Origin of the sequence: Pseudonocardia sp. (assembly GCF_050250275.1) — a bacterium.
GTDB lineage: Bacteria > Actinomycetota > Actinomycetes > Mycobacteriales > Pseudonocardiaceae > Pseudonocardia.
The window spans coordinates 24,755-40,705 of record NZ_JBFWOY010000016.1; the positions used below are offsets into that span (position 1 = coordinate 24,755).

34 protein-coding genes are annotated in these 15,951 nt (G+C 72.1%); 2 read left to right on the forward strand and 32 right to left on the reverse strand.

Annotation, left to right across the window (positions count from 1 at the left end; genetic code table 11):
- From AB7F12_RS15740 to AB7F12_RS15750, 3 genes are all read right to left on the reverse strand, one after another.
- Positions 1-1,653 (reverse strand): hypothetical protein, encoded by a 1,653-nt coding sequence (locus AB7F12_RS15740; RefSeq protein ID WP_428500352.1) that lies wholly within the window; start codon positions 1,651-1,653, stop codon positions 1-3.
- Between the two features lie 7 nt (positions 1,654-1,660).
- Positions 1,661-2,140, reverse strand: coding sequence for a hypothetical protein (locus tag AB7F12_RS15745; RefSeq protein ID WP_428500351.1), 480 nt, complete (start codon positions 2,138-2,140; stop codon positions 1,661-1,663).
- A gap of 156 nt (positions 2,141-2,296) precedes the next feature.
- Positions 2,297-2,560, reverse strand: a complete 264-nt coding sequence (locus AB7F12_RS15750; protein ID WP_428500350.1) for a hypothetical protein — start codon at positions 2,558-2,560, stop codon at positions 2,297-2,299.
- An 83-nt stretch (positions 2,561-2,643) separates the two neighbouring features.
- Between AB7F12_RS15750 and AB7F12_RS15755 the strand changes: the two genes are divergently transcribed.
- Positions 2,644-2,811, forward strand: coding sequence for a hypothetical protein (locus tag AB7F12_RS15755; RefSeq protein WP_428516698.1), 168 nt, complete (start codon positions 2,644-2,646; stop codon positions 2,809-2,811).
- 20 nt (positions 2,812-2,831) lie between these two features.
- Here the strand turns inward: AB7F12_RS15755 and AB7F12_RS15760 are convergent, their stop codons facing one another.
- From AB7F12_RS15760 to AB7F12_RS15895, 28 genes are all read right to left on the reverse strand, one after another.
- A complete protein-coding gene (locus tag AB7F12_RS15760) occupies positions 2,832-3,026 on the reverse strand; it encodes a hypothetical protein (RefSeq protein ID WP_428500348.1) in 195 nt (64 codons plus the stop codon).
- Positions 3,023-3,334: a hypothetical protein gene (locus AB7F12_RS15765; RefSeq protein ID WP_428500347.1), complete on the reverse strand. Its 312-nt coding sequence runs from the start codon at positions 3,332-3,334 to the stop codon at positions 3,023-3,025. Before AB7F12_RS15765 ends, AB7F12_RS15760 begins: the two co-directional genes overlap by 4 nt.
- Positions 3,327-3,473, reverse strand: coding sequence for a hypothetical protein (locus AB7F12_RS15770; protein WP_428500346.1), 147 nt, complete (start codon positions 3,471-3,473; stop codon positions 3,327-3,329). Before AB7F12_RS15770 ends, AB7F12_RS15765 begins: the two co-directional genes overlap by 8 nt.
- Complete coding sequence (locus AB7F12_RS15775) at positions 3,473-3,763, reverse strand: hypothetical protein (RefSeq protein ID WP_428500345.1); 291 nt, start codon at positions 3,761-3,763, stop codon at positions 3,473-3,475. The genes AB7F12_RS15770 and AB7F12_RS15775 overlap by 1 nt, the downstream gene beginning before the upstream one ends.
- Positions 3,760-3,921 carry a hypothetical protein gene (locus AB7F12_RS15780; RefSeq protein ID WP_428500344.1) on the reverse strand — a complete coding sequence of 54 codons (162 nt, stop codon included), beginning with the start codon at positions 3,919-3,921 and terminating at the stop codon, positions 3,760-3,762. The genes AB7F12_RS15775 and AB7F12_RS15780 overlap by 4 nt, the downstream gene beginning before the upstream one ends.
- The gene (locus tag AB7F12_RS15785) at positions 3,921-4,940 is read right to left on the reverse strand and encodes a hypothetical protein (RefSeq protein WP_428516700.1); all 1,020 of its coding nucleotides are present in this window, start codon (positions 4,938-4,940) and stop codon (positions 3,921-3,923) included. Before AB7F12_RS15785 ends, AB7F12_RS15780 begins: the two co-directional genes overlap by 1 nt.
- Complete coding sequence (locus AB7F12_RS15790; protein WP_428500680.1) at positions 4,933-5,175, reverse strand: hypothetical protein; 243 nt, start codon at positions 5,173-5,175, stop codon at positions 4,933-4,935. The genes AB7F12_RS15785 and AB7F12_RS15790 overlap by 8 nt, the downstream gene beginning before the upstream one ends.
- Positions 5,175-5,537: a hypothetical protein gene (locus AB7F12_RS15795; RefSeq protein ID WP_428500679.1), complete on the reverse strand. Its 363-nt coding sequence runs from the start codon at positions 5,535-5,537 to the stop codon at positions 5,175-5,177. Before AB7F12_RS15795 ends, AB7F12_RS15790 begins: the two co-directional genes overlap by 1 nt.
- Positions 5,538-5,783: 246 nt before the next feature.
- Positions 5,784-6,269, reverse strand: coding sequence for a hypothetical protein (locus AB7F12_RS15800; protein ID WP_428500678.1), 486 nt, complete (start codon positions 6,267-6,269; stop codon positions 5,784-5,786).
- Positions 6,266-6,487, reverse strand: a complete 222-nt coding sequence (locus AB7F12_RS15805; protein ID WP_428500677.1) for a hypothetical protein — start codon at positions 6,485-6,487, stop codon at positions 6,266-6,268. Before AB7F12_RS15805 ends, AB7F12_RS15800 begins: the two co-directional genes overlap by 4 nt.
- The gene (locus AB7F12_RS15810; protein ID WP_428500676.1) at positions 6,484-7,074 is read right to left on the reverse strand and encodes a hypothetical protein; all 591 of its coding nucleotides are present in this window, start codon (positions 7,072-7,074) and stop codon (positions 6,484-6,486) included. The genes AB7F12_RS15805 and AB7F12_RS15810 overlap by 4 nt, the downstream gene beginning before the upstream one ends.
- A gap of 91 nt (positions 7,075-7,165) precedes the next feature.
- The gene (locus AB7F12_RS15815; RefSeq protein WP_428500675.1) at positions 7,166-7,540 is read right to left on the reverse strand and encodes a hypothetical protein; all 375 of its coding nucleotides are present in this window, start codon (positions 7,538-7,540) and stop codon (positions 7,166-7,168) included.
- Complete coding sequence (locus AB7F12_RS15820; RefSeq protein ID WP_428500674.1) at positions 7,533-7,799, reverse strand: hypothetical protein; 267 nt, start codon at positions 7,797-7,799, stop codon at positions 7,533-7,535. Before AB7F12_RS15820 ends, AB7F12_RS15815 begins: the two co-directional genes overlap by 8 nt.
- Positions 7,792-7,989, reverse strand: coding sequence for a zinc finger domain-containing protein (locus tag AB7F12_RS15825; RefSeq protein WP_428500673.1), 198 nt, complete (start codon positions 7,987-7,989; stop codon positions 7,792-7,794). Before AB7F12_RS15825 ends, AB7F12_RS15820 begins: the two co-directional genes overlap by 8 nt.
- Positions 7,986-8,927 carry a hypothetical protein gene (locus tag AB7F12_RS15830; RefSeq protein WP_428500672.1) on the reverse strand — a complete coding sequence of 314 codons (942 nt, stop codon included), beginning with the start codon at positions 8,925-8,927 and terminating at the stop codon, positions 7,986-7,988. Before AB7F12_RS15830 ends, AB7F12_RS15825 begins: the two co-directional genes overlap by 4 nt.
- A complete protein-coding gene (locus AB7F12_RS15835) occupies positions 8,917-9,507 on the reverse strand; it encodes an HNH endonuclease (protein ID WP_428500671.1) in 591 nt (196 codons plus the stop codon). Before AB7F12_RS15835 ends, AB7F12_RS15830 begins: the two co-directional genes overlap by 11 nt.
- A gap of 153 nt (positions 9,508-9,660) precedes the next feature.
- Positions 9,661-9,945, reverse strand: a complete 285-nt coding sequence (locus AB7F12_RS15840) for a hypothetical protein (RefSeq protein ID WP_428500670.1) — start codon at positions 9,943-9,945, stop codon at positions 9,661-9,663.
- Positions 9,945-10,220 (reverse strand): hypothetical protein, encoded by a 276-nt coding sequence (locus tag AB7F12_RS15845; protein WP_428500669.1) that lies wholly within the window; start codon positions 10,218-10,220, stop codon positions 9,945-9,947. Before AB7F12_RS15845 ends, AB7F12_RS15840 begins: the two co-directional genes overlap by 1 nt.
- A 142-nt stretch (positions 10,221-10,362) precedes the next feature.
- The gene (locus tag AB7F12_RS15850; RefSeq protein WP_428500668.1) at positions 10,363-10,683 is read right to left on the reverse strand and encodes a hypothetical protein; all 321 of its coding nucleotides are present in this window, start codon (positions 10,681-10,683) and stop codon (positions 10,363-10,365) included.
- Positions 10,680-11,846 (reverse strand): hypothetical protein, encoded by a 1,167-nt coding sequence (locus tag AB7F12_RS15855; protein ID WP_428500667.1) that lies wholly within the window; start codon positions 11,844-11,846, stop codon positions 10,680-10,682. The genes AB7F12_RS15850 and AB7F12_RS15855 overlap by 4 nt, the downstream gene beginning before the upstream one ends.
- On the reverse strand, positions 11,843-12,754 hold the full coding sequence (locus tag AB7F12_RS15860) for a hypothetical protein (RefSeq protein WP_428500666.1): 912 nt from the start codon (positions 12,752-12,754) through the stop codon (positions 11,843-11,845). Before AB7F12_RS15860 ends, AB7F12_RS15855 begins: the two co-directional genes overlap by 4 nt.
- Positions 12,751-12,972 carry a hypothetical protein gene (locus AB7F12_RS15865; RefSeq protein WP_428500665.1) on the reverse strand — a complete coding sequence of 74 codons (222 nt, stop codon included), beginning with the start codon at positions 12,970-12,972 and terminating at the stop codon, positions 12,751-12,753. Before AB7F12_RS15865 ends, AB7F12_RS15860 begins: the two co-directional genes overlap by 4 nt.
- Positions 12,969-13,373, reverse strand: a complete 405-nt coding sequence (locus AB7F12_RS15870) for a hypothetical protein (protein ID WP_428500664.1) — start codon at positions 13,371-13,373, stop codon at positions 12,969-12,971. Before AB7F12_RS15870 ends, AB7F12_RS15865 begins: the two co-directional genes overlap by 4 nt.
- Entirely contained in the window at positions 13,370-13,681 is a 312-nt protein-coding gene (locus tag AB7F12_RS15875) for a hypothetical protein (protein ID WP_428500663.1), read from the reverse strand. The genes AB7F12_RS15870 and AB7F12_RS15875 overlap by 4 nt, the downstream gene beginning before the upstream one ends.
- Positions 13,678-14,235 (reverse strand): hypothetical protein, encoded by a 558-nt coding sequence (locus AB7F12_RS15880; RefSeq protein WP_428500662.1) that lies wholly within the window; start codon positions 14,233-14,235, stop codon positions 13,678-13,680. The genes AB7F12_RS15875 and AB7F12_RS15880 overlap by 4 nt, the downstream gene beginning before the upstream one ends.
- Entirely contained in the window at positions 14,232-14,408 is a 177-nt protein-coding gene (locus AB7F12_RS15885; protein WP_428500661.1) for a hypothetical protein, read from the reverse strand. Before AB7F12_RS15885 ends, AB7F12_RS15880 begins: the two co-directional genes overlap by 4 nt.
- Positions 14,409-14,449: 41 nt before the next feature.
- The gene (locus tag AB7F12_RS15890; protein ID WP_428500660.1) at positions 14,450-14,770 is read right to left on the reverse strand and encodes a hypothetical protein; all 321 of its coding nucleotides are present in this window, start codon (positions 14,768-14,770) and stop codon (positions 14,450-14,452) included.
- On the reverse strand, positions 14,767-14,997 hold the full coding sequence (locus tag AB7F12_RS15895) for a helix-turn-helix domain-containing protein (protein ID WP_428500659.1): 231 nt from the start codon (positions 14,995-14,997) through the stop codon (positions 14,767-14,769). Before AB7F12_RS15895 ends, AB7F12_RS15890 begins: the two co-directional genes overlap by 4 nt.
- A 179-nt stretch (positions 14,998-15,176) precedes the next feature.
- Between AB7F12_RS15895 and AB7F12_RS15900 the strand changes: the two genes are divergently transcribed.
- Complete coding sequence (locus tag AB7F12_RS15900) at positions 15,177-15,389, forward strand: helix-turn-helix domain-containing protein (protein ID WP_428516713.1); 213 nt, start codon at positions 15,177-15,179, stop codon at positions 15,387-15,389.
- Here the strand turns inward: AB7F12_RS15900 and AB7F12_RS15905 are convergent.
- Complete coding sequence (locus AB7F12_RS15905; RefSeq protein WP_428500657.1) at positions 15,293-15,886, reverse strand: hypothetical protein; 594 nt, start codon at positions 15,884-15,886, stop codon at positions 15,293-15,295. The genes AB7F12_RS15900 and AB7F12_RS15905 overlap by 97 nt on opposite strands.
- Between the last annotated feature and the right edge of the window lie 65 nt (positions 15,887-15,951).

Below are 15,951 nucleotides of genomic sequence, written 5' to 3' on the forward strand. Positions count from 1 at the left end.
TCACCCGAGGACCACGACCGCCCGCGAGCGGTGCCGCTTCTTGTACGACTTCGACTCCAACACCGCCCGCCGCGCCATCCTCGCGATCACCAACGACACCGCCGCATCCACCTTCCGGTCCCGGTCCGGGCCCTTCCCGATCGACACCCGATCCCGATACGGGCGCCGCCACGCCGAGTAGACGTGCCGGGCCATCACCCGGTCCCCCGAATGCACCAGCGTCCCCTGCTCGATCTCCGACGCCACCAGCTCCGCCCCCAACGCGAACCGGTAGATGTGGCGGCGCATGTCGAACGCGATCGGGTCCGACGGCGAGCCCTGCGAAGCCGGAGTCGCCGGCGCGTCATAGCCCGCGCCCCACCGGCCCGGCCACTCCACCCGCACCAACTGCTCCATCGGCCGCACGTCCGACCACAACGCGCACACCCGGTACCGCTCGTGCGCCTGCGTCACCCAGTAGTCCAGCTCCGCCACGTCGACCGGGGCGCCGGCGAACCGCGGCTCGTGAATCCAGATCGGCCACGAGAACCCGTCCGAGATGCGGCACGCGACCAGCGCCGTCGCGTCGTCGGACTCCGACGGGTCCAACCCCAGCGCGATCTCCTCGCCGTCCTCGACGACGACCTCCGGGTCCGCGCACGCGTCGTAGGCCTGCGCCGCGACCCACGTGCTGTAGCTCGACACCCGCCAGTTCCCGAACTCCCGCTGCGACTGCTCGATCGGCCGCCGCGGGTCGAGCACCTGCTCCAGGATCTGCTCCTGATCCACCCACGGGCAGTCGTGATAGATCGTGTGCAGCGCCGCCCGGATCGACTCCGGGTCCGACCAATCCGTGTCCGCCGGCGCCTCCCGCACCACCATCAGCAACCGCTGACGGCCACGCGTCCGGCCCTCCTGCTCCGCCGACCACGCCTCCCACAGGTCCTCAGCCACCGACCCCGAACCCGGCTCCGGCGCGTTCGCCAGCCCCAGCACCCGCGCCCCCGGCACCTTCGCCGCGTTGTCCGACAGCACCCCATAGAAGTCCTGCCCGTGGTTCGACACCGTCCACTCCGACAGCTCGTCGGCGAGGACAAACGTCGGCCGACCGCCACGCGCCGTCGACGGCGACGTCGTCGTGCGCCGCAACGCACCACCCGCGATGCCCGGCGCCGCCGGCAGATAGATCCGCTCCTGCCCCGGGTCCAGGTTGTAGAACCGCTGCAGCGGCGTCCCCCGCGCCGTCCACGCCGCCACGTAGTTCCACGTGTTCCCGACCTGCGCCGCCGACACCGCCGACAGCTGCACCAGCGGCATCGACACCGGCTTCCCCCGCGCGCCGCCCGGCACGTCCGGGTCCCACCCGGCGAACCGCACCGGCCCGCACAGCTCCGCCAGCGACAGGAACCCGCCCGTCGGGGACTTGATCGTGCCGCGCGCCAGCCGCACCAGCGCCGCCCGGTACAACCAGCGCGCGTGCTCGTCCAGCGCGTACCACCACAGCACGAACCGGATCTGGTAGTCCGTCAGCGCCATCGGCAGGCCCGCCAGCTCCCCGTCCGGGACGTAGAACAGCGGCTCCCCGTGCTGGGCCCCGGCGGCCCACTCCAGCACACCCCACCCCAGCGTCAGGTCCGGGATGCCCGGCGGGAGCGTGTCGAGCGGCTCCAGCACGCCGGGCTCAGGACCCGGCCAGCCGGCGCCGCGCGTCGTCGAGATGCGCGATCCCCGCGTCCACCTCAGCCGCCCGCCGCTCCCCCGCCGACCCCGCGCCCGCCGGCGGCCGCGACGACGCCCCCGGCGGCGCGAGCTCCACATGCGCCTGCCGCCGCGACCGCTCCGTGCACAGCAACTGCTCCATGCCGCGCATCACCGAGTCATAGCCCGACGCCTTCGTCTCCGGATCCAGCAACGCCCGCGACATCTGCTCCGCCACGAACCACGCCGCCATCCGATCCGACGGCTGGTAATAGAACGACTGCCCCGAATCGCGCAACGACAGATACCAGTCCCGCGCAGCCGTGTGCCATTTCGACGAAGCCCGCCGCCATTCCGACGCCCGCCGCGGTACCGCCGATTCCGGCGGTGCGACCGGGGGCGTGTCGACGACCCGCTTGTTTCGGCGCTGCCGCTGCTCCGCAGGCTTCGGAATCGTGGCCATTCGAGAACCTCCAAGGGCGTGCCCACCGAAACAGGACATCCAGAATGCTAATCGGGCCGGGGCATTGCCCCCAGGCGTTGCCCCAGGCGTACGGGGCCGGAGCGGCTATGCCTACCGAGTGGGCGGTGGCCGGGGGCGGGGGGCGGCCCCCCTGGGTCAGCTCGCGAGGTGCTGGTCGTCGTACATCGTTGCCCACTGGCCCGGGGCGAAGATGGCGATGATCTCCTCGCTCCGGGTGTTGGTCCCGGCGTCCCAGGGATAGAGATGGAGTGAGCCACTCGCCTTGTGGACGAACGCTGTCCTCTTAGCGGGCCAGGTGAGGACGGTGCCGTCGGTGAGGATGACGACGAGGTTGCCTGCGTCATCATGCTGCTCGGCGATCGGCTCGGCCTGCTCGATGGCGTGCTGCTGTTCGGTCATGGTCGGACTCCTGGGTGTTGGGTGGTTGGCCGGCGTTGGAGCTTGTGTCGTGCGGCGATGGCGTCTTGTCCGGTGACGGTGGCGTGGCATCGGGTGCAGGCGGAGGCGAGGTGCTCGGGTCGGTGGTCGTCATGGGCTCGGGTGTGGTGGACCTCGGTGGCCTTGCCGGTGCAGCCCGCGAGCCGGAGCTGGCAGCGCTCGCCGTCGCGGTCGAGGACGTGGCGGCGGAGCTTCGGCCACCCGGGGGGTAGTGGTGAGCGCCGGCGGGGGGTCATCTGCGAGGACCCGGGGGGTGGCGCTGGAGCCGGGCCTCGACGTCGGACAGCCAGCCCGGTGTGGTCCGGAACCCGATCTCGAAGGCGCCGTCGTGGCGGATGTGGTGGTCGTCGTCGGGTTGGTCGGGGTCGGCTCGGTCGGTGCTGATGGTGAGGACCTCGGTGCCGAGGAGCCAGAGGGTGAGCCTCATGTCGTCCCCTCGCGGGTGTCGTCGGCCTCAGGCCGCGTGAAGCGCATGTACACCCAGCCCTCTACATCCGAGTGCTGGAACTCGGCGACGTAGCCGTGCCGCATCGCGATCAGGTCGGCCTGGGCGCGGTTCTCCTCGCGGAGCGTTCGTTGCCCGATGGCGATGCCACCTGCCGCGAGAGCCGCGTCGAGCAGTCCCATCTCGTAGCCCGCGGTGTAGGCATCGTCGTCGAACGGGCCGCCCTTGGATGCGACGACGACGAACGGCATGACCAGCTCGGCGTGGTCTTCGTGCCCGTCGTCAGACATCGCTACCTCGCAGGTCACGCCACGTGCATCGGGGCCGGTCGTTCTCGTGGGCGAGGTCGCAGATCACGCCGGGCAGCAGGTCGCTGATCCAGTGGGTGATGTCTGCGAGCAGCATCGCCCACTTCGTTCCGGGTCTCATCAGGTCTCCTCGCGGGTGTCGTCGGCCGACCCAGCCAGCGCGGCGACCTGCAGCCACGGCGAGGTCGAGCGAGCGGAGCCGTCCGTCCAGGCTCGGCAGTTCCCGGCGCAGTGCTCGTCGACATCGCAGGTGACCAGCTCGTAGCGGGTCAGGTCGGGGCCCCACGCGATGACGGACTGGGCGTGGTGCCGGCAGGTTGTGTGCGGGCAGGGGCCCATGACGGTGCGTGGCCCTTCGCCCTTGAACCAGTGGAAGTCGTCCGGGTGGTCGAGGTGGGCCTGCGCGCTCATGTCGTCACGTCCGGCTGCGGCGCGGGCTTGGGGACGTGGGGCAGCCAGCCGAGGATCGTCATCTGCCATTGCCGGCGGCACTCGTCGCACTCCCAGATGTCGCCGCTCCGCCCGTCCGAGGGCTTCGGGCAGTGGTGTGCGCGGTGGATGTAACCCATCAGGTCTCCTCGGTCGGGGACTGCGGCGCACCAGCAGCGAGCGCGACGCAGTCGGCGACGTCCCAGCCGCCCTCGTTGCAGAACCCACACGGCAGCCGCCCCGGGCCGCCGGGCTGCCGTCGATCACCGCGGAACGCGGGCTCCCAGTTCTGGTCATCGACCCAGCGATCCCCGCCGCACGAGCAGTGGGTGTCGTCGTACTCCCGCTCGGCTCGGTGGAACGCCTCGCGGAACGTGTCGTCGTGGATGTGCTTGGCGAAGAGGGCGGCCCAGTCGGGCTCGTCGTCCTGCGCGGGTTCGGGGGCGCCCGCCCCAGCCCGGAGTGCGGCGATCTCGTTTCGAAGGTGCCCGATCGTCTCCGACGCCTTGCCGTACTGGCGGCCTCGGCACCTCAGCTCGGCCCGCACGTACTGCAGCCGCTCATCGTCCGGGACGGGCCGCGTGCTGCTCTCGCTGCGGATGACCGAGTCGGCGGTGTGGTCGCCGCGGGCGATGGACCAGGCGAGGTGCATGCGGCGCATCTGCAGAGGCGGCGCGGGTTCGGCGGCCGGGGCGCCTGCCTCGGCGTCGATTCGCAGCAGGGCCCGCGTGACGTCTGGGTAGACGTCGTCGCGGTGCACCCCGTCGGTGTCGTGCTCACCGGCGCCCGCCTCGGCGGAACCCGTGCACCCACACGTCCGCTGCACAGACTCGCCGTTGACCAGCTCGTCGGAGTACCACATGCACGCGCCGCCACTGTGGTCCGAATCGTGGCCACACTCAGGGCAGGTCGGGAGGTAATCGTCTTCGGTTGCCGCACGGTAAGCGTCGACCGCGTCGACGAGACGCCGCTCCGGGCCGGTGCCCACGTTGCCGCGGAAGTCGCGGAACCCGTCCATGTGCGCGAGCCATGCCGCGGCGGCGTCGAGTACGGGGCGGGCGGCCTGCTCCCGGGCACGCAGCTGCAGCACCTCACGGGCCAACACCGAGCCCTCCTGCATCTTGAGCGCCCGGTCGACGTTCGAGGTCCGGTCAGCCACAGGGGCCACCTCCCAGCAGTTCGTACAGCGCCTCAGCCAGCTCCGGGAACGCCCGCGCAGCCTCTTCCCTAGGCCACATCGAGCCCGGCGGGTCGTTCCACAGGTCAGCCACCCGGCGGGCGTTCTCCGCCAGGAGCCGGGACGCAGCATCAGGTCGGGCCGCGACGATCTCGATGGCGTCGTAGCAGTCCATCTCCACCAGCGGCGGCAGGTTGCCCGGTGTCTGCTCGGTCATCACTTGTCCTCCTGCGGGGTCTCGACAGGGCCCAGAGCGGCGCGGAGGCTCGTGACTGCCTGGTGTGTCCGGCGCTCGCTCTCGGCGATCTCGCGGTGGGTGAAGACGGGCTCCGAGGTGAGGGCGTCGAGGAGTTGACGGGCTGCGCCGCGCACGGCCTGCTCTCGGTCACGCGCCCGCTCCACCTCGGCGCGGAGAGCGTCACGCTCGGTGGTGCAGCGATCGAAGGCGGCGAGCAGCCGCGCCAGCCCGTTCACGTCGTGGAGTGTCAGCGGCTTCTGCTCGGTCTGAGCCATGGCGACTGCCGCGCGAAACGTGCGGGTGACGGGTGCGGCGGCCTCGTCCGGGGTCGGGGCGGTCACCGCTTCCCCTCGCACGTGCACGGGCTGTTCGTGCAGATCGGGCACGTCCACGGCCTGTCCCGGGACGCGTCGGGTGTGGTGGTCATCGTGGGTTCCTCTCGGCATGGCGGGCCGCGTCCCGGCACGGGCGACACAGCAGCTCACCGGGCCGGTACGGGTAGACGGGGCGGACCTCGGAGCAGCGGTCGCAGGGGTACAGGGGCGCCGGCGGGGCGGGCGTCGTGGTCATCGGGGTCTCCGTGGTGGTCATGCGGCGAACAGCGCGAGCTGGACAGGCCGGCCCACGACGGCCGGCGGACGGAGCGCGGCCCGGCCCTCGGGTCGCCACGGGCAGTCATCACGCAGCTCGCACTGGCGGTTCCCGTGCTCGGGGCAGCCGGGGTCGTAGTGGCGGCCGACCGCGGCGAGCAGCGACGGGTGGGCGTCGCGGGCGAGGAGCCAGCCGTCGCGGGCCGGGGTCGAGTGCACGGGCACGCGGGCGGCGAGCGCCCGCTTGAACGCGACGAGCTCGCGGTCGGACAGCTCGGTGATCGGCCAGGTGGACAGCCAGATGCGGGGACGCGCGGGCTGTCCGATGGGGTGCCAGGCCGGGTTGAACGTGAGGTGGCGTTCGGCGGCGTCGAGGCTGGCGGCGAACGGTGCGAGGGCGTTGTCGGGTTGCTCGGTGTCGAACAGCCAGCGCAGGCCGGCGTCGAGGGCGTCGACCACGTCCGGGTCCAGCGAGGCGGTCACCGACGACCTCCGTTGATGATGGGGCGGTTGGCCTGGCTGCCCTCGAGCTGTCGGACGCACTTCCCGCAGCGGGGGTGGTCGGGGCTCGGGGCGGGGGTGGGCTCGCGGTTGACGATGACGCCGCAGCCGCAGCGCCAGTAGCCGTCTCCGCCGGCGGGCTGGACTCGGTGAGCTCGGCCGCCGTCGACGATCAGGGCCCAGCTCGACTCGGCGGTCATGCGCGCACCGACTCGCGCTCGGGCCAGTTCGCCTTCTTCAGCCAGTCGACACCGCGCCGGCCGTCGAGCCACGGCCCGTCCCAGCCGAGCCAGTCCGCGCCCATCGCGGCGAGCGTGACCGCGTCGGCCTCGTTGTCACCGATCCGACCGAGGCCCTGCCCGGGCCAGGATGCGGCGACCGCGCGCTTCACGGTGCCCTTGTCGGCGCGGCCGTGGCCGGCGATGTACATCTTCACCCAGGTCGGGTTGATGACGGCGACGGGAATGTCGCGGAGCCGGAAGCCGTCGATGATCCGGCCGAACAGCCAGTGCCGTTCGATGGGCTTCCCGAGGCCGGCGCCGCCGTGGGTGGCCTTGAGCGGTTCTTCGACGATCGCGAGGACGGTGTTGGCGTTGACGAGGTTCGCCTCGGACCGGAACAGCCAGCGGTAGAGGACCTCGATGCGGGCGGAGCTGGCGAGGATCGGGGCGTCCTTGGGGAGCGAGTCGGTGCCCTTGACCCAGGTGTCGATGCGCTGGGTCTCGGTGTAGCGAGCGACGCCGAATCCGGTCAAGGACGGGTCGAGGCCGAGAACGTGGGGGCTCATTGCGACCCCCCAACAGCGTTACGCAACCCCGAACGGGGGGTGCCCAGGGTCGGCATACCGGTGATGAACGCGGCGACGCTCACAGGCCCGCTCATCGCCGCCGCCTGACCAGCTCGGCCAGCCCGACGACGACCGCCGCGGCGATCACCGCGCCCGGCATGATCCCGAGGAGCCACAGCAGGTTCCCGGTGGCCCAGAGGCCGCCTGTCGACACGAGCACGGCGAGCGAGCACGTGGCCGCGGCGATGCGCAGGACCTGGCCGCCGTCGTCGATGGCCTGGTTCAGCTCGTGGTCGTGGCCGTTGGTCGGCGGGGCGGGCTGCCACTGGCCGGGGAGCCACTCGGGCCGGATCCCGATCGGGGCGGTGGGCGGGTCGATGCGGATGCCGGGGATGCGCATGGTGGGGCTGCAGTCGGGGCAGAGCGCGCTGCGGCAGCCGGAGCAGGGCGGGACGTCGTCAGGCACGGCGGGCTCCTCGCGGGCCGTTCCACGCCGACGCGTACGGGCAGGTCACGGCGTGGTGTGTGCGCAGCGGCGTGCCCTGCGCGCGGGCCGCGGCGGCCTGGTTCTTGCCTAGGACGCCGGCGCGGTCGCCCTGGCGCAGGACGTTCCCGCGCTCGGGGTCGGGGCGGGCGTCGACGGGCATGCGCTTGTCGGTGCTGGTGGTGAGCCAGATGATCTCGGCTCGGCAGTAGTTGCAGGTGGTGGGCGCGGAGTCAGCCACGGGTGTACTCCCGGGAGTCGAGGGGCGCGTGTACGACGCCGGCGTCGGACAGGCGCGAGACGTGTGCAGGCAGGTTCGCGAGGACCTCGTCGGTGCCCTTCCGCACGCACGGCTCGCCGGCCTGGGCGAGGCAGTACGCGCACGGCACGGTCATCGCGCGGTCGCGGTCCTTGGCGCACTCGAGGTTCACGACGCCTCCCGGCGTGCGCTCGGATGCGGGTGGTGGGTGGTCAGCGATCCGTCGTCGAGCTGGCGCTTGCCGTTCTCGTCGCACTCGTCGCAGGCGTCGACCTCGGCGCGCCACGCGGCGCGGCGGGCGGTCTCGGCGAGGACGTCGTCGGCGACGTGCTCCTGGACCTCGCGGCGGACGGCCTGGCAGGCGCGGCAGTCGGGGCCGCGTTCGGTCGCGGGGATCGCGGCGTGGTCGGCGCAGCGCGGGTTGTTCGGATCGAGGTTCGGTTCGGCGGGGGGTGTGGTTGCGCGCTCGCGCGTCCCCCCAACGGAACCACCTACGGAACTAGACCCCTTCCCCCTTCCCCTACCCCCTCCCCTCCCCGCAGGGCTGGGCGAAGGGTTCGTCTCGGGTCCGCGGGAAGGGTTCGCTGCGGGTCCGTGGGAAGGGTTCGCCGAAAGGTCTACGGAAGGGTCTGCGGAACCCTTTCCCGAAGGGTTGTCGGTGTGGCGCTGGACGACGGCCGGAGCGATCTCCACGGCCGTGTCGAAGGCGTCGCGGGAGGGGATGCGGGTCAGCTCGCGGGCAAGGGCGTCGCGGATCGTCTGGGACTCGATCTGGCGGGCGATGCGGAGCGCGGACTTGAGGATGTTGGGCTGCTTCGCGACGCCGTCGTTCCGGATGAACGTGCGGACGAGGACCTCGTCGGTCTCGCGGTCGACGACGACATAGCGGCTCTGCTCGAGCTCGGCGAGGGCGTCCTCGACGTCGTCGACGGTGGTGCCGGCGGAGCAGCGGGCCCATTTCGACACCATGAGCGGGATGACGCCGGCGTTGTTGAGCTCGCGCTGGGAGACGATCAGGAAGTACAGGCGCTGGGCCTCCGGGGAGCGATCACGGAAGTCGTCCCCGGGGCGCCAGATGGAGCACAGGATCCGGGCGTGCTCACGTGCCATCGGGTGAGGCCTCCTCGGCTTGAATGAGCGACGCGGCGATCTCGCGCCGCTCCTCGATGAGGCGCCAGCAGATGCCGCAGAAGTAGCGCCAGAGGCGGCCCTGCGGCACCTGGGTGGCGTTCATGGCCACACCGGTGGCGTAGGCCAGGTCGTCGAGCGAGAGGCCGGCGCGACGGAAGTTGAGCAGGGACGGGATGTGCTCGCCGGTGATGGCGAGGAACGGCTCGCCATCGCGGCCGTGCCACTCCTGCCACCGCTCGGTGAACGTGTGCACGTAGGTGTGCTCGTCGTGGCGCTCAACGGCCTGCATCTCGGCGGCGCGACGCATGGCTGCGGCCCAGCGGACGGCGTCGTCGGCGACGTTCGCGACAAGGGGCGCATCGGGGTTGCTGGCGCTCTTGCCGCTGTTGCAGGGTGCGCACGCGGTTACGAGGTTCGTCGGCTCGTCGGTGCCGCCGAGGGCGGTGGGGACGACGTGGTCGATGGTGAGCTTCACGTCGGGGGCGGTCGCTCCGCAGTAGCGGCAGGCGTGGTTGTCGCGGCGCAGGATTTCGTAGCGGAGACGCTTCGTGACGGCCATGGGGTCCTCCTCGGTGGTGTTGGAGGGTCAGTGTCGGCGGTGGTGCCCGGCCGGGCGTCGGAGGGGAAGTGACGCCCGGCCGGGTGGTGCTGCTCCCGGGGCACCGGGGCGGCACCGTCGGCGCGCCGCGAGGGCTGGCGCGCCGACGTCGGGTCACTCCTGCGCGACGGCCTCGTAGGTCTCGGCGAAGATCGCGGGCTTGCACGGGTAGTGCTCGCCCTTCACCCCGCGGATCACGTAGTCGCCGTAGGACGCCCTCATGTCGCCTTCGAGGGTGTGGATGACGACAGCGGTGACGAGCCCGCGACCGGGCCCGGCGACCTTCGCCTCCTCGGCCTTCCCGTTGCACCAGGCGGCGATCTCGTCACGGTTCTCCGGCGTGAGGGGGCCGGCGACGTCGACCTCGACGGGCCGCTTCCGGTAGCGCTGCGCGGCCATCAGCCGATCTCCTCGGTGTCGGCGTCGTACGGCAGCTGCGGGTCGCCCTCGGGCGCCGGCGTCACCTCGCCGAGCTCCACCTCGATCACCTTCATCCCGACGACCGGGCGGTGGTGCCCGTCGGCCATGAGCTCGTGGTGGGGTTCCTTGACGCACTCGGCGATGCCGGAGAACCGCATCCGGCCGCCGAGGGTGGGGAGCTCCTCGACGATCGCGGCGGCCTTCATGCCGGTGAACCGGACGAACGTCTCGTCGGGGTCGGGCTTGTCGCTCATGGGGTGTGTCCCTTCGGGGGTTGGGCGAGCGCGGCGCGGGCGAGGTCGGTGAGCTCGTACGGGATGGGGTCGCGTCGTCGACGTCGTGCTGGTGCGTGGCCGGCGGGCCTGGGGAGGACGCGGCCGGGTGGGGGTCGGCCGGTCATGCGTTGGGCTCGGGCGTGGTGGGGAACCCGAGGGCGTCGCGGAGCCGCGACCGCCAGGTGCGCGCGGGCGGAGCCGGCTCGGGTGCCGGGTCGGTGAGGGCTTCGATCTGGCAGACGTAGGGGGCGTTCGCGGTGAGGTAGTCGGCGCGCTCGGTGGCGATCTCGCCGAGGTGGCGGAGCTGGGCGGCGGTGAGCCACACGCAGGTGGCGCGTTCGTCGGGTGGGCGGAGCCAGACGGCGGCTTTGCCGTCGGTGGAGGCGATGGGTTCGATGACGACGCGGCCGGTGTGGCCGGCGATCTGCACGCCGGGGATCACGACTCGGTCCGGGCGTCGTCGTTCGCGGCGTCCTGCTCGGCCGCCTCCTGCTGCTCCTCGGCTGCGAGGTTTGCCTCCTCGCGCCGGACGTCGTCCGCAGTGAGCAGGTCCGCCGCGGCGCCAGCCAGGCCGTCGGGGTGCCCGCTGCTCTCCAGCTGGGACAGGGCGTCGATGACGAGCGAGGCGTCGGCGACGGTCAGGCCCTTCGACGTGTCGAGCTGGCGCTTGAGCAGGAGGCCGGTGAGGCGGAGCCGGTCGTCGCGGTCGTCCTGGCCGCCGAGCTCGGCCTTACGGAACAGCGCGTGCATGAGGCGGTTCTGCTCGGTGCTCGACGGCCGGTTCGGGTCGCGGTCGGCCGGCTCGTCGGCGGGCTGGTCGTAGCCGTCCTCACCGGGCAGCGGCGGCCCCGCCGAACTCGGGGCCGCCGCGCCCGTTCCCGCGGCCGTGCCGCCGCCGGTTGCGGCCGCGGGGGTCTTCGGTGCTGCCTTTCGGCGTGTGGCGCGCTGCGCGGTCCTGGGCGCCGGCGCGGGTGCCTCGTCGCCTCCGGCCGGGAGCGCGGCTGACTGCTCGTCGCCGACGAGGAACTCGGTGTCGCCGTCCTGGAGCTCCTCGAGCGTGTAGGACAGGCCTGAGATCACGTCGGCGAACTTGCGGCGGCACAGCCGCGACGTCGCGCGGGCGATGAGCTTGTCCTCGGGGTAGCCGCCGAGGTCGATCTTCGCGCGGCGGGCCTGGTCGGCGGTGAACACGACCTCGGTCCAGGTCTCTTCGCCGCGGCGCTTCCCGCGGACGAGGGCGCGGGTGTCGGAGCAGTCGCCGTATTCGATCTGGTGTCCGGCGGCGAGGACGAGGGCGCGCATGAGGAGCGCGTCCTGGCCGGGCTTGCCCTTGATGACGTTGATGTGGGCGAGCGCCGTCATCGGCGCGACGCCCATCTCCCGGCCGGACAGGATCGCCGCGGTGATCGCGGCGGGCTTGCGGCGCAGGGCGTCGGGGACGAAGTCAGTGTCGGCGATGCGCTCGGCCAGGTGCGCGACCTGCGCGACGACCTGGATCCAGCCGTCGACGTCGTTCGCCGGGGGCAGCGGTGCGACGAGCTGCCCGCCGGTGATCGGGATGACCGGGGCCTGTGGGGTCTGGTAGTGGTCGAGCTCGGCGCTCATGCGGGCTGTCCTTCCTTCGCGCGGCGGCGCGCGGTCGTGGGGGCGGGCTCCTCGACAACCTCGAGGCGGCGGCGCTTGAGCCGGCGCCCGGGGGTGAGCTCCTCGCCGACGTAGGCCTTGGACGTCTCCTCGACGGCGCGGTGGACCTCGCGGATGTAGAGGAACTCGCGGAGCTGCTCGGGCCCGGCGACGAGGGGGCGCAGGCCGTAGTCGTCGGCGCGGACGTGCAGCGCGAACGCGAAGTCGAAGGCGGGCATGGGCTGCTCGGCTCCGGCGGCGTCGATGTAGACGTCGGCGTAGCGGTAGGCGCACACCTGCCAGGCGGTCTCGGGGAAGATCCCGGACCGGCTGGTCTTGATGTCGCCGATGCCGACGACGGGCCGGTCGAGGTCGACGAGTTCGGGCATGCGCATCTGCTCGGCGAGGCGGGCGATGATGGCGGGGTCGTCGAAGGTGACGGCGAGGTCGCAGGTGCCGGCGTAGCCGTACTTGTGGCTCATGACGACGGCTTCGACGAGGAGCGGTTCGGGCTGCCAGTCCTCGACGAACGCGATGTAGGACTCGACGTGGCCGGCGATGTCGTCGGGGAGTTCGATCTCCTCGCCTTGGAGGTAGCGCTGCGCTGCGTTGTGGACCTCGGTGCCGCGGTTGGCGGCGGTGTCGCGGTCCTCGTAGCGGGCCTTTTTGAGGGTGGCGAGGCGGGCGGCGGGCTTGAGCGCGGCGAGTTCGTCCCAGCGGTCGACGGCGGCGTCGGCGGTGGCGTTGGCGGCCCAGTTGATGAGGGCGTCCTTGGGGAGCGCCTTGAGGATGGTGGTGACGCCGGGGACCTTGAGTCCGTTGGCGTCGATGTAGCCGTGGCCGCTGCGGCCGTACTGGCGGCGGCGGATGGGCCCGACGTAGGTGTTCACCAGGCGACTCCGATCTGTCCGAGCCAAGGGGCGCCGTCGGTGCCCTCGACGACGTGCTCGCGCTCGGCGGGCTGCAGGGGGCGGAACGCGACGCGGGTCTTGTCGGTGCCCGGGTCGTACTCGGCGGCGGTGGCGACGACGAATCCGCCGTGGAGGTCAGGGCCCATGACGCGGCCGACGGCGACGTTGCGGACGTCGCCGGGATAGGTGAGGTTCAACGGTTCCTCCGGAGGCGGGCGGGGAGCCAGCGCTGCCGTTCCCGACGTGGGGCGGCCGGCGGTTCGAGCTGGACGAGGCGGCGGACGAGGGGCGTGTCCTCGATCCACACCTCGGGCGGGTAGGCCTCGAGGTCGCGGATCAGCTCGGCGCGTTCGACCCAGGTGATCGCGCCCCACCGCTGGGACTGGTTGATGGATCGGTGAACGTGGCCGCGCATGACGTGGGCATTGCGGCGCAACCAGTCGAGGAGGTGGGCGCGGTGGCTGGGGGTCATCGCGTCGAGGTCGACGAGGTGGAGCTCGCGCGTGTCGGGGTCGCGGGTGATCCAGGAGTGGGACTGGAGCAGCGCGTGGGCGGAGCTGGCGACGTCGGTGTAGAGCCCGGGGTAGTCGGCGGTCACGGGCACGGGTCCTCCATCGGGGTGCAGAACTGGCAGCCGATGTGGAGCGTGCGCCGGTTGCGCCACCGGAGCTGGTGGAGGTCGACGACGGTGCCGCAGGACCCGCAGGCCATCACGGCTACGACGGCGGTGGGGGCGGGCACGGCCCGCGGCAAATCCCGACGTCGGGATGGTGTGTCGCAGGTGTCGCAGAGCAGTTCGTCGTCGACGAGGTGAAGCCAGCCGATCGAGCCGCAGTGGTCGCAGTTGAGCCGCCGGGGCCGGGTGGGGTGCCCGGTGATGGTGGCGAGGACGGCGGCGCGGGTCACGTGTGCGCCTCGGTGCCGGTGAAAATGGCGATGGCGCGGTCGGCGACGTCTCCCCAGCCGAGTGCCGTGCCGTGCAGCAGTCTGTCGTTGCCGGTGTAGGCGCGAAGCAGCTCGTTGGCGAGGGCGTCGCGGTCGACGTCGGATGCCCCGTTCTTCTCGGCGAGCTTGGCCTTGAGCGTCCGTGCGTTCCCGCGGACCTGGGTGATCGCCTCGGTCAGCGATTCTCCGGCCGCGAGGCCGAGCGCGGCGCGGGCCTGACGGATCGTCGTCCGCGCGCCGAGCAGCTCCTCGGCGAGGAATGCGTTGCGCCCGCGGAGGTGGCCGATCGTCGCGGACGCCTTCCCGTACATCAGCTGGAAGCGCCGGAGCTCGCGGCGGGTCTCCTGGAAGTGGACCGCCATCTGCAGCTGCTGGTTGTCGGTGAGGTCGGGCCCGGCGATGACGACCTCGGCCGGGTCGTCGAGCAGCGCGGCGGCCTCGGCCGCGTGGCGGTCGAGGGCGTCCGCGCCGTCGAGGCGGTCGGCGACGGCCCGCAGAAACCCGGCGAGGATCACGGCGACACCACCCAGGCGGTGACGGCGTCGAGGGTCCGCTGCCACCACGTGCGGCGGACGAGACGGTGACGGCCCGGGCGGGGCCGGACAGCCGACGGGGGCGCGGTGACGAGCGGAATCCCGTGCGGAGGGGTCGGGATCGGCATCGGGTGTGCGATGCTCTTGGTGGTCATGAGTGAGGTGTCCTCGTGGCTTCTCGTGGGTGCAGGTGGTGTCAGAACGGGCCGGAGTTGTGGTGGTCTCCGGCCCGTTCGCCGTTCGCGTGCTGGTCGATGACGTCGAGCAGGGACGCGGTGAGGTCGTCGCCCCACTCGCTGCCGTCGTCGTCGCGGTAGGCGTTCTCGTCGACGGTCTGCTGCTGGGTCGGGGTGAGCTGGTTCCTGTAGGTCTGCGGGACGTAGCCGCGGGCCTCGTGCGCGTACTCGAACTGGCGGCGGAACGCGCGTCGTCGGGCGACGCGGGCGGCCTGGGTGTTCTCGACGGCGGGGGTGAGGAGCTGGGGCGGGCTGTTCCAGCTCTTGTTGTCGGCGGTCACGACGCCTCTGCGGGGGACGACACCGGGTAGAAATCGGTGATGGGGATGCCGAAGCGCTCGGCCAGGACGCGGAGGTCGCTGGCGGGCCATGCGCTCTTGTCGCGGTACCGCTTGCTGACCGCGGACTGCTGGATGCCCAGGGCCTCGGCGACGACGGTCTGCGTGAGGCCCGCGCCCTCCAGCACCGCTCGGATGTGACCCGCCATGGGGTCCGGGGGGTTGCGCATGAGGGACAGTTCTAGTCCGATGGCGACTTGATTGCAAGCTGCGACACATCATGCGTGCGTCAGTAACACTTGACCGACTAGTCTCGACACGAATACCGTCAGGTCAGCACATGAAAGCCGCACGAAAGGCAGGCATCATGACCGCCCCCGCGCCCACCGGTAGCTCCGACGGACTGCGCATGCACGTGGCCGACGAGGTCCGTGCGTGGCTCGCGCGTCGCCGCCTGTCAGGCGCCGGCCTCGCCCGCGCCCTCGGACGCTCGCAGTCCTTCGTCGCGAAGCGCCTCGACGGCCGTCAGGCGTTCGACGTCGACGACCTCGAAGCCGTCGCCCGGGTCCTCGAGGTACCGGTGTCGGTCTTCTTCACCCCGAGGTCAAACTCCATCGAGTAGTAGGCGTTGGCGCGGGAGCGGGCGAAGTCGTCGGGGGCGTTGAACCAGAGGATCCAGGCGCCGTCGTCGGCACCCCAGCCGGTGCGGTGCACCATGCGCGGGTTGAAGCAGCCCGCGCCCGAGTCGCCGCAGATCGTCTGCCAGACCGCGCCCCGGAACGGGCTCACGGAGGTGGGCGCGAACAGCCGGGTCGGCGCCGACCAGGGGCCCGCCGGACTCGTCGCCCGGGACACGCCGAACCCGCACCACGGCGACGCGACACCCCACGCGAACCCGCAGCCGTACATCGTCCCGTAGAGCAGGTACGCCCCGTCGGCCTGCAGGATCATGCCGTCGTGCAGGTCGAGCCCGGAGATCGTGATGCCCGCGGGGGTCGCGGCCTCCTGCGCACCGGGCGCCGCGGCCGCGGTCGTCGCCACGAGCCCCGCCGCGAGCACCGCGCACACGACGAGGACCCGCACGAGCCCGGTCATGACGCGCCCCGCACCGCCGCCCATGTCGTCACACTGGCAGTCGTCCGTCCCCGGGTCCGGCACCTCACCCGATCGAGGGCGGCGTCCGG

Bases quoted from the DNA above. Each gene is read 5' to 3' on its own strand.
- AB7F12_RS15745 (WP_428500351.1), bottom strand. From the start codon at position 2,140: ATGGCCACGATTCCGAAGCCTGCGGAGCAGCGGCAGCGCCGAAACAAG.
- AB7F12_RS15750 (WP_428500350.1), bottom strand. From the start codon at position 2,560: ATGACCGAACAGCAGCACGCCATCGAGCAGGCCGAGCCGATCGCCGAG.
- AB7F12_RS15760 (WP_428500348.1), bottom strand. From the start codon at position 3,026: ATGAGGCTCACCCTCTGGCTCCTCGGCACCGAGGTCCTCACCATCAGC.
- AB7F12_RS15765 (WP_428500347.1), bottom strand. From the start codon at position 3,334: ATGTCTGACGACGGGCACGAAGACCACGCCGAGCTGGTCATGCCGTTC.
- AB7F12_RS15770 (WP_428500346.1), bottom strand. From the start codon at position 3,473: ATGAGACCCGGAACGAAGTGGGCGATGCTGCTCGCAGACATCACCCAC.
- AB7F12_RS15775 (WP_428500345.1), bottom strand. From the start codon at position 3,763: ATGAGCGCGCAGGCCCACCTCGACCACCCGGACGACTTCCACTGGTTC.
- AB7F12_RS15780 (WP_428500344.1), bottom strand. From the start codon at position 3,921: ATGGGTTACATCCACCGCGCACACCACTGCCCGAAGCCCTCGGACGGG.
- AB7F12_RS15790 (WP_428500680.1), bottom strand. From the start codon at position 5,175: ATGACCGAGCAGACACCGGGCAACCTGCCGCCGCTGGTGGAGATGGAC.
- AB7F12_RS15805 (WP_428500677.1), bottom strand. From the start codon at position 6,487: ATGACCGCCGAGTCGAGCTGGGCCCTGATCGTCGACGGCGGCCGAGCT.
- AB7F12_RS15810 (WP_428500676.1), bottom strand. From the start codon at position 7,074: ATGAGCCCCCACGTTCTCGGCCTCGACCCGTCCTTGACCGGATTCGGC.
- AB7F12_RS15830 (WP_428500672.1), bottom strand. From the start codon at position 8,927: ATGGCACGTGAGCACGCCCGGATCCTGTGCTCCATCTGGCGCCCCGGG.
- AB7F12_RS15835 (WP_428500671.1), bottom strand. From the start codon at position 9,507: ATGGCCGTCACGAAGCGTCTCCGCTACGAAATCCTGCGCCGCGACAAC.
- AB7F12_RS15840 (WP_428500670.1), bottom strand. From the start codon at position 9,945: ATGGCCGCGCAGCGCTACCGGAAGCGGCCCGTCGAGGTCGACGTCGCC.
- AB7F12_RS15845 (WP_428500669.1), bottom strand. From the start codon at position 10,220: ATGAGCGACAAGCCCGACCCCGACGAGACGTTCGTCCGGTTCACCGGC.
- AB7F12_RS15855 (WP_428500667.1), bottom strand. From the start codon at position 11,846: ATGAGCGCCGAGCTCGACCACTACCAGACCCCACAGGCCCCGGTCATC.
- AB7F12_RS15885 (WP_428500661.1), bottom strand. From the start codon at position 14,408: ATGACCACCAAGAGCATCGCACACCCGATGCCGATCCCGACCCCTCCG.
- AB7F12_RS15895 (WP_428500659.1), bottom strand. From the start codon at position 14,997: ATGCGCAACCCCCCGGACCCCATGGCGGGTCACATCCGAGCGGTGCTG.
- AB7F12_RS15900 (WP_428516713.1), top strand. From the start codon at position 15,177: ATGCACGTGGCCGACGAGGTCCGTGCGTGGCTCGCGCGTCGCCGCCTG.
- AB7F12_RS15905 (WP_428500657.1), bottom strand. From the start codon at position 15,886: ATGGGCGGCGGTGCGGGGCGCGTCATGACCGGGCTCGTGCGGGTCCTC.